Annotated in this window: 12 protein-coding genes; all 12 read left to right on the top strand. The window is 47.5% G+C overall.

Annotated features, from left to right (window positions below; translation table 11 throughout):
- Positions 1–29 precede the first annotated feature (29 nt).
- The 12 genes from H6629_23575 (at position 30) to H6629_23520 (ending at position 12,356) form a co-directional block, all read left to right on the top strand.
- Positions 30–677, top strand: coding sequence for a protein-tyrosine-phosphatase (locus H6629_23575; protein MCB9070769.1), 648 nt, complete (start codon positions 30–32; stop codon positions 675–677).
- A 2-nt stretch (positions 678–679) separates the two neighbouring features.
- Entirely contained in the window at positions 680–925 is a 246-nt protein-coding gene (locus tag H6629_23570) for a TM0996/MTH895 family glutaredoxin-like protein (GenBank protein MCB9070768.1), read from the top strand.
- 170 nt (positions 926–1,095) lie between these two features.
- Complete coding sequence (locus tag H6629_23565; protein ID MCB9070767.1) at positions 1,096–1,842, top strand: hypothetical protein; 747 nt, start codon at positions 1,096–1,098, stop codon at positions 1,840–1,842.
- Between the two features lie 72 nt (positions 1,843–1,914).
- Positions 1,915–2,850 carry a hypothetical protein gene (locus H6629_23560; GenBank protein MCB9070766.1) on the top strand — a complete coding sequence of 312 codons (936 nt, stop codon included), beginning with the start codon at positions 1,915–1,917 and terminating at the stop codon, positions 2,848–2,850.
- Positions 2,841–3,293, top strand: a complete 453-nt coding sequence (locus H6629_23555; GenBank protein MCB9070765.1) for a TrkH family potassium uptake protein — start codon at positions 2,841–2,843, stop codon at positions 3,291–3,293. The genes H6629_23560 and H6629_23555 overlap by 10 nt, the downstream gene beginning before the upstream one ends.
- Positions 3,294–3,554: 261 nt before the next feature.
- Entirely contained in the window at positions 3,555–4,193 is a 639-nt protein-coding gene (locus H6629_23550) for a tetratricopeptide repeat protein (GenBank protein MCB9070764.1), read from the top strand.
- Positions 4,194–4,212: 19 nt separating this feature from the next.
- Positions 4,213–6,144: a glycosyltransferase family 9 protein gene (locus H6629_23545; GenBank protein MCB9070763.1), complete on the top strand. Its 1,932-nt coding sequence runs from the start codon at positions 4,213–4,215 to the stop codon at positions 6,142–6,144.
- Positions 6,119–7,489: a class I SAM-dependent methyltransferase gene (locus tag H6629_23540; protein MCB9070762.1), complete on the top strand. Its 1,371-nt coding sequence runs from the start codon at positions 6,119–6,121 to the stop codon at positions 7,487–7,489. The genes H6629_23545 and H6629_23540 overlap by 26 nt, the downstream gene beginning before the upstream one ends.
- 11 nt (positions 7,490–7,500) lie before the next feature.
- Positions 7,501–8,265 (top strand): ABC transporter permease, encoded by a 765-nt coding sequence (locus H6629_23535; protein ID MCB9070761.1) that lies wholly within the window; start codon positions 7,501–7,503, stop codon positions 8,263–8,265.
- Positions 8,266–8,274: 9 nt separating this feature from the next.
- Positions 8,275–9,042 (top strand): ABC transporter ATP-binding protein, encoded by a 768-nt coding sequence (locus H6629_23530; protein MCB9070760.1) that lies wholly within the window; start codon positions 8,275–8,277, stop codon positions 9,040–9,042.
- Complete coding sequence (locus H6629_23525) at positions 9,035–10,243, top strand: glycosyltransferase family 4 protein (protein MCB9070759.1); 1,209 nt, start codon at positions 9,035–9,037, stop codon at positions 10,241–10,243. Before H6629_23530 ends, H6629_23525 begins: the two co-directional genes overlap by 8 nt.
- A gap of 151 nt (positions 10,244–10,394) precedes the next feature.
- Positions 10,395–12,356: a cation:proton antiporter gene (locus H6629_23520; GenBank protein MCB9070758.1), complete on the top strand. Its 1,962-nt coding sequence runs from the start codon at positions 10,395–10,397 to the stop codon at positions 12,354–12,356.
- The last annotated feature ends 135 nt before the right edge of the window (positions 12,357–12,491 follow it).

Here is a 12,491-nt window from a genome sequence, read left to right as displayed (position 1 = left end):
GAATATGAAAAAATGATCGGAAGCAATTTATGGGAAAATTACTGGTTCAACTTGAAGCATATATCCATAAAAACATCATTGATGCCGGAGAGATTGCCGCTGAACGGAAAGCGTTGCTCGAACAAATTGCCCAATTTATTGCGCAACGAATCGCAGAAAATCAGCCAGCGGCGTTGACGTTCATTTGCACCCACAATTCCCGTCGCAGCCATCTCTCGCAGATTTGGGCGCAAGTGGCGGCACAATATTTTGATATCCCGAATGTAGCCACTTTTTCGGGCGGCACAGAAGCAACCGCGTTTAATCCGCGGGCGGTGCTGGCGATCGAAAAAGCAGGATTTTCCGTGGAAAAAACCGGATCGGAAAACAACCCGGATTATCTGGTGCGTTATGCAGAAGATGCCGCGCCAATGCGCTGTTTTTCCAAAACTTATAACGATAATTTTAATCCGCAAAACGGCTATTGCGCGGTGATGACCTGCAGCGATGCAGACGAAGCCTGCCCGATTGTTTTTGGTGCAGCTGCCCGCATTCCGTTGCGATACGACGATCCGAAGGCATTCGACGGAACGCCGCTCGAAGCTGAAAAATATGCAGAGCGCAGCCTGCAAATCGCCCGTGAACTGTTTTGGGCGATGCGGTTTTTGCGCGATCAACTCAATAAAAAAGGGGCTTAAACATGTTACACATTCAGGTTGTCGGACCCGGTTGTGCCAATTGTCAGAAACTGGAACAAATATGCAAAGAAGTTGTCGCAGAAGAACATTTGGATGCGACGGTGGAAAAAATCAGCGATATCAGCAAATTTGCAGATTTGGGTGTGCTGATCACCCCGGGCTTGCTGGTCAACGGCAAGTTGCTCAGCAGCGGCAAAATACCAACCAAACACACGCTGGTACATTGGTTGCAAAACAAAAGCGCATAATTAACCGGAATTTGTGAATCATCCCCGTCCTGAAATTCGGGGATGATTCACTCTAATCTTTCCCGCACTTGCCACTCCCTTTTTGAAAAATTTTCCAAAAAATTATTATCACTTGATAAATAAATAGACAGCATTAATTTGTTCTGTTTGCACGAAACGGAGAAAAAGCGATGAATTTGCGATTTAAAATATTATCCGGTTTTTTGGCGCTGACGCTGATGTTGTTTTTAGCGGGTGCCTGGTCTATTTATATTCTCAACACTACCGGCACTTCTGCACACAGTTTATTGGAAGACAATTACAAAAGTATCAACGCTGCCAACGTGATGCTCGAGGCGCTGGAACGGGAAGACAGCGGCATTTTGCTGCTCATGCTCGGCAACTGGGATGAAGGGCGTTCGATTATGGCTGCAGCAGACAGCTTGTTTTGGTCAGGCTTCAACACCGCAAGCGGTAACCTCACCATTCCCGGCGAACAAGTTCATTTGGACAGCATCCGAACGCGGTATCGAATTTTCCAATCGTTATGGGAAAAACCGATCGTTTCAACCGCAAAAGAGCGCAATGTTGATTGGTATTTCGCTGAAATTCACACCGCATTTCTCGATTGCAAAACATCGGTCAATCATTTACGAGAAATGAATAGCAAAACGATGTATCAAACTTCAACACATCTAAAAAATCGCACCAAACGCGCCATTATGCCGGGCATTATTGCGATGATAGCAGCGTTAATTTTTGCGCTGCTGTTTAATTTTTTTATCAATTATTATGTGGTCCAACCGGTTAGCCGGATCAATAAAGCCATTCGGGAATATCTGGATAACGGCACACCGGTAGAAGTTGAGGTTGAAACACATGACGAGATCGGCGAACTGCGCGAACTCGTGCTCACCATAATTCACAGAACGCGGTAGTGGACGATGATCACAAGATTTCAAATTATATATCGATATTTGGGCTTTATTTTTTTGCTGAATGCATTGGGAATGTTATTATCTGCCTTTGTGTCCATCATTTACAACGACGGATCGACCTATATTTTAATGTATAGTGCAATTCTGGCGGCGCTGTTTGGTGTTTTTCCGCTGATTTTTGTGCCACCGGCAGAAGATATTTCCAATAATGAAGGCTTGATTATCGTGGTTGCCAGTTGGCTGATTAGCTGCCTGATCGGTGCAATCCCCTATGTTTTATGGGGTGTGGAATTCAGCTTTAGCAACGCCTGGTTTGAAAGTGTTTCCGGTTTTACAACAACAGGATCGACCATTCTGGTGAACATTGAAGCGGTGCCAAAAGGGCTTTTGTTTTGGAGGGCAATGACCCACTGGCTAGGCGGAATGGGCATTTTTGTTTTTGCACTTTCGGTGATGCCGTTTATGGGTGAAGGCATGCGCGTGCTGTATCAAAGCGAAATGTCTGCGCTGGCGCTGAACAATTTTCAGCAGCGGGCAAAAATTGCGGTGAACATTCTGGCGAGCGTTTATGTGGGATTGACCGCGCTGGAAACGATAGCGCTGCTCTTTTGCGGAATGGATTTGTTCGACGCGATTACGCACTCCTTTGCCACTATTGCAACCGGCGGTTTTTCGCCAAGAAACGCCAGCGTCGCCTATTTCAACAGCGTTTCGGTTGAAGTGGTCATCATGATTTTCATGATTTTTTCCGGGATACATTTTGCCCTGCTGTTTGGCGTTATTTCGGGCGATTTCAAAAGCATCTGGAAATCGCGAATCGTTCGATATTACCTATTAGCGTTGTTTGCAGGGATCACTATTTCTTCAATCGATTTGTATATTACCCAATATGACAGCTTTGCTGAAGCATTGCGGCACGCTTCTTTTCAGATGTTATCTGTGGGAACGTCAACCGGATTTGCCACTGTGGATAGCTCCATCTGGTCGCCGGTTCGCAAATGCTGCTGATCTTTTTTTCGCTGCAATGTGCATGTGCCGGCTCAACTTCCGGGGGAATAAAAGCGGATCGCATCGTGATTTTGGGGAAATCGATCATGCGCCAGATCCGGCAATTGCAACATCCGCGAGCGGTACTGCCGCTGGCCATCGGCGATCGCGTACTGGAAAAAGATGTCGCGGAAAACGCCATACTGTATATCGTGTTTTATATCTGTATCATTTTTGCGACCACAATTTTGTTGGTTGCCCTCGGCACAGACACAACCGAAGCATTCACCGGAACAGTCGCCACCATGGGCAATGTTGGCCCCGGATTGGCCGGCGTAGGCTCGGTTGGAAATTTCAACCACATTTCAGATGCCGGAAAATGGATTTTCTCTGTCACAATGTTGTTGGGACGGTTGGAAATTTATGCGCTGCTGATGTTTTTTATCCCCAAACATTGGAAATGATGTCTCGGTTTCTGTTTCCGTCTTTTTCTCCTCGTTAAAATTCGCTCTCCTTTCTCCACTTCAATAGTGCCGTCACTGCATTTTTTGCCACCCGGTGCAAATTTTTGCACCGATGTCCGACCAAATTCATCAAAAAACGGATTTTTCTGCGTTGTAAATCCTAAAAACAAACGTTTTTGGGATTGGCATGCCTTTTGTGAATTACTGTATAGACACATATTTATCGCAATGAATCAAAACAATAAATGAGAATCTGACCAAATGGCTACTTTTTATGAATCTGCATTACAACTGGAATCCGAAAAACAATTTGAACAGGCATTTCACCACTTCGAAAAACTGCTGTTTTCGACGGACGTGGATCGCGGCGATGTGTTGTTCCATTGCGGATGGTGTTTGGAAAACGCACCGGAACTGGACAGCAAACTGGCTGTTTTCTGCTATCAGGAAGCCGCGGCGATTGCAAAAAGTGCACTTTGTCGGTTGAACAGCAGCTTTCGTGCAGGCTGGCTGTTGATGCACGAAAAAAATTATCGCGATGCGGAGAAATGGTTTTCTAACGCAATTGAGATACAATGCAAAACACCGGCGAGTGAATTGATTTACATCGATTCATTGTATTGGTGGGCGATGTGCAAGGAATCGCAGCAACGCTATTTTGACGCGCTGGAGGGTTACCGGAAAGTGGCGGAAATCGCCCCGCAAATGGCGCCGGAAAGCTGGTTCCGGCAAATCCAGTGTTTGAACAACATCGGTAATTTTGAGCAGGCGCTGGAAGTCTGCAGCTTTTTTGAGCAATCGCCGCCGAAGGGATTTGACCACAGCCGCTATCAAGATTTACAAAAGCAGGTCGCTACCGAACGCGATCGCCTGACAGAATGTCTTACTGTAAATATATAATAAATAACAGGTTACGAAAATGAGCGAAACGACACAGCACATGGAATTGTTCAGTAGCGGCAATCATCACATCGACCCGGCAGAGTTGGAATATATGGCATTCTCCGGGCAATTTGAGCAGGTGTATTCCCTCTTCAAACGAATTGCGCCGGACGAACGGAAAAATTATGCCAACAAATATGTGCTCAATCAGGTGGTGTGGGGCGGCATCGTCAAATTGCGAAAATTTTTGGCGGTGCAAAATGAGGAAGCTGCGGATGACGAGAAATTTTTCATCGACGAAGTGGTTACGCTGTTCATCGACGACTGCCGGAAAAACCGCAATTTTCCCCGCGAATTTTTCCAGACGTTGCTGTATTGGAGCGACGAACTGGTGAAACTGGTGCTGCAGGATGAAGCGATGTTTTACATCGAAACCGCGCTGGATTGCGGTTGCAATAAATTTCCCGAATTGCAATTGCAGTTTTTGAGCCGCGTTGCCCGCATTTCGGAAGACAAAGGTAATCTCCGCGAAGCTTACGTTGTTTTGGTGAATCTGGTCAGTCGCCCGTATTTGATGAACGACCGGAATCTGGTGCAGGAAATTTTGTTCGATCTCTCCCAAACCGCGCTAAAAATTGGCGATACTTCTAATTACAAACGTTTGTTATTTTTAGGCTTACGTTACTTTTACACCGACATGACCGGACGCCAGAATTTTGTTTCCCAAATTGGCAAAACGTATCGCAAGCCCTACCGCGTGCTGCTCGCCGGTGATGTTTCCCCTATCGACAAACTGTTGTTTTTCATCCACTGGCTGTATGGAAAATTGCCTGATTTTGGTGCGATTAAATTCGGTTTCATCAACAAATTTGTGAAATTTGCTGTGCTGGCGGTGGTTTACGTCATCAATTATCTGTGGCGAAGCGGCGAGGCGGGTCTGCAGCAAATTGCGATTTCGGAGTCATCGCAACAGTTTCCCGAAACGAGCGCATTTTTTGAAAAATCGCGAAACCCGCGCAGTAATTTTTTGATCACCCGGGCGATGGGCGGCATCGGCGATTTGCTGATGATGACGCCGGGCATTCACGCGCTCAAACAAAAATATCCGGGCGAAACCATTTTTCTGGCGATCCCCAAAAATTATTTTTCGGTGTTTCGCAACAATCCGGATGTGCAGCTCATAGATATCGAAAATGACAAATTTGATCCGTCGCAATTTCGCAAATGGTTCAATTTTACGGATTGTCCGGCGGCGCGCACCGAAGCCCGCACAGCCCCGAAAGTGAAATTGAGCCGGGTGGAAATTTTTGCCCGCGCGCTGGGCGTCAATCGGTTCCAGCTCAAAAAATACGGCACTAAACCGCGCTATTTTATCGATAACGCCGATGCACAATTCGCTGAATATTTTTGGGAAGAAAACGGGTTGACCGAAAAAACGGTTATCGGCGTGCAATTGCAGGCGGATGAAACTTACCGCAATTATCCGCACACCGAAAAACTGGTGGAAGCACTTTCGCGCTCGTTCACCGTGCTGATTTTCGACGCCAAACCGATCAGCGGATTCCACTTCAGCAATGTCATTAAAATTGACCGGTTCAGCATCGGGCAGGCATTTGCGCTCGCAGGACAATGCGATCTGCTCATCGCGCCGGATTCTGCATTTGTGCACCTTTCCGCTGCGCTGGATGTGCACTGCGTGGCGCTATTTGGTCCCATCGACGGAAAAATGCGCACCAAACATTATCCGCTTTGCGAATATCTGGATGCCAGCAAACAGCTTGGCTGCGTATCCTGCTGGCGCAACGAAACCATTCCCTGCAAATTAACCAACATGCGCACGAGCGTTTGCATGGGCGACATTCGCATCCCGCAAATTTTGGCGGCGGTGAATCGCGGATTGCGCCATCAAATCAACGAAAAACCCATCACGAAAGAAGTGACATATGAAATCCTTGAGCAAAGTGTGTGACGCTGCGGACTGGTTCGATCCGGAAATGGTCGAGATCATCCAAAATGAGTTGCACGAAACACCCTATTTTCACCGGAAACAATGGGAATTCGCCATGATTTTCCGGGCGCTGCGGCAAAACGGATTATTGCAGCCGGACAAAACCGGGCTGTCCATGGGCGGCGGAACGGAACGCGTGTTATACGCAATCGCCAAACATGTCCGGCAGTTGATCGTCACGGATTTATACGAAGCAAACACGAGTTGGGACTGTGCCCGGACGGATGATCCGAGCCAGCTCATTCGCGAAAATGCGCCGTTTCCGGTGGATTTGCAACATATCCGGGCAATGCGGATGGACATGCGTCAACTCGATTTCGCCGATAATTCCATCGATTTTTGCTATTCATCCTGCGCGGTGGAACACATCGGCGAATACGCCGATTTTCTGCGACATTTGAACGAAGTGCACCGTGTGCTGAAACCCGGCGGGCTGTATGTCTTCACCACCGAATTTGCGTTTGACGATGAAACAATCCACGAATCGCACAATTATGTTTTCTCCGAAACGTATTTGCATCGACTCATCGGCGAATGCCGGTTGGTTTCCGTTGCACAGCCAAATGCGCGTATCACACCGAATATTGCGAATTACCCGTTGCCGGGAAACGTGAATGAACTGTGGGATTTCGGCAGTGGAGAAATCAATTGTGAACTTTCCGCGCGTTTACCGCACGTCCAGCTCATTCGCGGAAAACACCCGCTCACTTCCGTTTTGCTGATATTGCGGAAAGATGACGCCGCCGAAAAAACCCCGCTGCATTTCCCCGGAAAAGTTGAATCGCGGCAATTTTTGCAAACGGGCATCGAGCAATATCGCGGTTGGCTGAACAGCAAACAGATGGCGCTCAATCCTTTTTCCGGGATGGGAAAATCGCGCTTTTTCGCCGATCACGCCGATTTTTTTGACAAAACCACCGCCGTTCCAGCAAATGAGGACACGGTTTTTCACACCGATTACAGTTGGCTCGGCAACGGCAATCGCGTTTTCGAAGTGCGGTTAACACCGGAAGCAAAAGTGTTTGAGCGAGAAACGCATCTGCAAATACGCGTGCATCGTTTTGCAACGCTAAACCACAAAATAATTGAATCGGTTTACGAAACCGATTTGCGAATCGGCGATAAACCGAATCACCAACTGCAATTCAGTTTGCAACTGGATGACAACTATCGATATGCAATTTTGGGCAAAATCATCGCCGGTGCGTGCCGGTTTTCGCACATCAGCATTTCTTGCGGGGGCAACTTGCATCTGTCTTCAACTGCGCAACCGGCGATTGCCCATACGAATAACGGAAATCACTAAACGGAGCAATAATGGAACTTGCATCATGGCGTTTCACATGGTTTTACGCCAAAAATCAAATTAAGCTGAAATATCGTTACACCTCGCTCGGTTTTTTGTGGAATTTTCTGGAGCCGGCGATGTATCTCACCGTGCTCAGCGTGGTGTTTTCGGTGGTAAATGAAATGAACATTCGCGATTACGCGGTGTTCCTGTTCAGCGCGCTGGTGCCGTGGCGGTATTTCGAAAAAATTGTAAATGCCTGCACAGATTCGATCACCGGCGGCGAGTGGCTGCTTAAAAAAATGTATGTGTCGCCATTCGTTTTCCCGCTGATTCGCTGGCTGGTTGCCAGCGTAGAATTTCTGTTTTCGCTGGTGGTTTTATTCGCAATTTTCGCAATACTGAAAGATAACTGGACAATCCACATCCTCATTTTACCGCTGACCATCATTCCGTGGTCGATGCTGGGTTTGGGCATGGGCATGATTGCCGCGGTGCTGTTCGTGTTTTTTCGCGACATCCGCACCATCGTGCAAATGCTGTTGATGATCGCCTTCTTTTCCGCACCGATTTTGTTCAAACCGGTGATGTTCGACACCCAATCCATCCAGTCGACAATGCTCAAATGGCATCCGGTGACCTATTTTGCAGCGCTGTTCCAAAAACCGTTTTACGAAGCGAGCTGGCCGAGCGCGCTCGATTGGGGCGTTTCGATGGGATTTGCGGGTGTATCGCTGCTGATCGGTTACGCGTTGGTTCATCGATATAAACCCAAGTTTTACTACTACTTATAGGAAAATATTATGCCTCCGGTTTTTCAACTAAAAGATGTATCCGTTGCGTTCAACAAACAGGCGATCACCCATCGCAGCCTGAAATCGACATTGGGAAATTTTTTCAACGGCGATTCGTCCGATAAATTTTTTGCCCTGCGCAACATAAACCTGACCATCGCTGACGGCGAAAATATCGGCATCATTGGGCGAAACGGGATGGGAAAATCCACCCTGTTGCGGGTGCTGACCCGGGTGATTTCGCCGCAATCCGGCAAAGTTTTTGTGGATAAATCGCGGCATATTGTGCCATTGCTGGAACTGGGCATTGGATTTCAGCCGGATTTGACAGGGCGGGAAAACTGCTTTCTGGCTGGATTGCTGATGGGTTATTCGCAATCCGAAATCGCCGGGAAAATCGACGCTATCATCCGGTTTTCCGAGCTTGGCGATTTTATCGATGAACCGGTGAAAAATTATTCCTCCGGCATGTATGCGCGGCTGGCGTTTGCGCTGGCAACCGATATTCGCCCGGATGTGCTGCTGGTGGATGAGGTGTTCGGCGTCGGTGATGAATTTTTTATGCGTAAATGCATCGTGCGAATGCAGCAATTGATGCGCGCCGGTCGCACCACCATTTTTGTGTCGCACAATCTGGATTTTCTGGTGAACCAGTGCAACCGGCTGATCTGGCTGTCGCACGGACAAATTGTGATGGACGGATTGCCGGAGATCGTTGCCGCAGCCTATCGCGCTGGCGCGGAACGTGAACACCATACGGAGGTGCAATATGCTTAAATTTTTGTGCAATCTGCTGAACGGATTTTTCGCGGATAAACACTGCAACACCGTTGTGATTAACGCGACAAATATCGGCAGTCACCCGAGCGGGATTGCCGTTTACACCCTTGCGCTGCTGCGTGAATTTGCCAAAGATCGCAGCGGATTGCGGTTTATTGTTTACGTCAATCGCAACGCCCGCGAGGAAATTTCGCAAATTGATTTTCCGACAAATTTTACAATACGGTGGATTAACAAATTTACCGCACCGGATTACCGCTTCCCCGGTCACCTACTGCGGCTGCTTTACGCCAACCTGTTGGCGTTGTGGCATTTGCGGCAACCGCTGTTCAACACCAGCCAACTCGAAGCCTGTTTCTTTCACCCGAACCAGATTATCACGATTCACGATATCATCCCGGTGCTGTTCAAGGAATTTCACGGGAAGCAATATTATTATTTCATGTATTTTTTGCCGCTGGCGTTGCGCACCGCACGACAGATTTTCACGCCGTCGCAGCACACAAAAATGCTACTGAATACGATTTTCGGGATTTCTTCGGAGAAAATTGAAGTGGTACACAATGGTTTTCAGCGATTGGATGTTGCAACAGCATCGCCCGAAATCGCGCCGGAAACGCCGTATCTGCTCTACATCGGGCGGCTCTGTCCGATGAAAAACATCGGTGCGCTGATTGATGCTTTCCGGCAACTGTCCGACCGGATTCCTCACAAATTGGTCATCGTTGGCGAGGATGAACGCTATCTCGATCGCACCCTGAAATACGATGATTTTGTGAATACCGCCGTCAAAAACGGGCGAATCGTTTTCAAAAAATATTTGCCGAAAGTGGAAATGTTTTCCTTGTTGCGCAATGCGGAAGTGTTTGTTTTTCCCTCACTTTACGAAGGTTTTGGCATGCCGGTGCTGGAAGCGATGCACTGCGGTTGTCCGGTGGTCACCTCCTTTGCCGCAAGCATCCCGGAAGTTTGCGGCGACGCCGCATTTTACACCGATCCGCACAATCCGGGCAGCATCGCAGACGGGATTTTGAGTGTGCTCAGCGACCCGCAGCTCCGGGAAAACCTGGTCGAAAAGGGCTTTCGTAAAGCCAGCCAATATCGCTGGGAGCGTTCTGCCGCGCATTATTTAACCACCTTCCGCGACGCAGTTTCCGCTACCGTAATCGGGGAATCCGCACCACAACCACTCCGTTAACACAACAAATTCCTGCCAAATTTCTAAATTGAAAAATAATGAATTTCAATTGCTTGCTGCCCGGCTTAATTGTATCATTTACCTGCAATTACACTTGCAGGCAGTTGTTATGCCTCAATTACAGTTAATTTTATAATAGATCGATCACTCAATGGGTATTGCAACAGATATCGTCATTATTGTTTTATTTGCCTTACTGGGCGGCATTCTCGCCAATTTCCTCAAACAGCCGTTGATTTTGGGATATATTTTGGCTGGTGTACTGATCGGTCCGTACACCGGCGGTATCACCGTCTCGAATATTCACGATATTGAAATGCTCGCAGAAATCGGCGTCGCGCTGCTGTTGTTTGCGCTCGGGCTGGAATTTTCGTTAAAAGAATTAAAACCGGTTCGCAAAATCGCCCTTTTTGGCACGCCGTTGCAAATGCTCCTGACCATCGGATGGGGCTATTTGTTTGGCTATTTGTTTGGTTGGGATTGGAAATCGGCGCTGTGGCTGGGTGCACTACTCTCACTTTCCAGCACGATGGTTGTGCTCAAAACCCTGATGAGCAAAGGATTAATGGGCACCCTTTCCAGCCGGGTGATGATCGGGATGCTCATCGTGCAGGATTTGGCGATCGTTCCACTGATGATCATTTTACCGCAACTCAACGATATTCAGTCCGGTTTGCCGGCGATCGGTTGGGCGGTGTTGAAAGCAGCGATTTTTCTTTTTCTGATTATCATTTTGGGCACCCGCCTGATACCGTTGCTCATGAAATATATTGCCAGAGGAAATTCCAGGGAATTTTTTCTGTTGACCATTACAGCGTTGGGGTTGGGTGTGGGTTACGGCACTCATATTTTTGGGCTATCTTTTGCATTTGGGGCGTTTGTGGTTGGGATGGTGCTCAGCGAATCGGATTACGGCTATCAGGCGCTCAGCGATATTATTCCGCTGCGAGATATTTTCGGGCTGCTGTTTTTTACATCTGTGGGCATGCTACTGGATATTTCCTTTTTGGTGAGCAACTATCAACTGGTGCTATATCTCATCCTGTTTGTAGTGATCGGCAAAGGATTAATTTTTGGCGTGATCGGCAAGTTGTTTGGCTACGGAAACGTTATCCCGATTGCCATCGCTTTCGGGCTATTTCAGGTTGGCGAATTTTCGTTTGTGCTGGCGCGAGTTGGGCTGAACACACAATCCATCGATGCCAATTTATATTCGCTGATCCTCACAACGGCGGTGGTCACGATGTTTATCACCCCTCTCCTATCCGGCTTAACCCAACCGCTGTATTCACTCAAAAAATCCGTGTTTAAACGGGAGAAACTGGAAACAATCAACCTGCCGGATACTGAGCTGAAAGACCATATTGTGATCGCCGGCGGCGGGCAGGTAGGGCAAAATATTGCCAAAATCCTGAAACGATTGTCGTTGAATTTTGTGATTATTGAACTGGATCATCGCCGGGTGGAATATTTCAAAACGGAAAAATTGCCGGTGATTTACGGCGATGCATCGCAGCACATTGTGCAGGAAGCTGCGACAGTGAATAATGCACGATTGCTGGTAATTACCACGCCATCGGCAGCGATATCTAACGCAATTGTGGATGAAGCGCGAAAAATGAATCCTAATTTGAGCATTGTCGCGCGTGCAAATAATATCGAGCATATGTCGGAATTGCACGAAAAAGGGGTTTACGAAGTGGTGCAGCCGGAGTTCGAAGCCAGCCTGGAATTAACCCGGCAAGCGTTGATCCATTTGAACATTCCGATGAACCAGATCAACGATTTTACCGATGTCGTTCACAAAGAATTGTATGCACCGCTTTACGATTCCGAGCATCACTACCGGATTATTTCGCAGCTTAAAAGCGTATCGCGCGGGCTGGATCTGAATTGGATCAATATTCCGGAAAACAGCCAGTTTGTTGGCAAAAGTATTTCGGAATTGCACGTTCGGGCAAAAACCGGTGTTTCGATTGTTGCAGTTATCCGCGATGAGCAATTTTTCCCGAATCCGCATGCGAATTTCACATTTGAAAAGTCAGATTTGGTGGGCATCATTGGCGAGTTTCGCCAATTGCAATCCTTTAAAGAATACATCAAAACAATCTGAAACAGCGTCCAAATCGTTGATTTCGAACAGCAAAACTTGTATAATTTCGGCACATTTATTCTGAATTATTGATTATTCAGATCGCTTCTGAAAAACGCCTCACAAAAAAAACAAAACATATATATTTTATATTAG

It is taken from the genome of Calditrichia bacterium (assembly GCA_020634975.1).
Classification (GTDB): Bacteria; Calditrichota; Calditrichia; order RBG-13-44-9; family J075; genus JACKAQ01.
The sequence above is the reverse complement of the archived record's forward strand: the minus strand, read 5'-3'. Positions and strand labels throughout refer to the sequence as shown.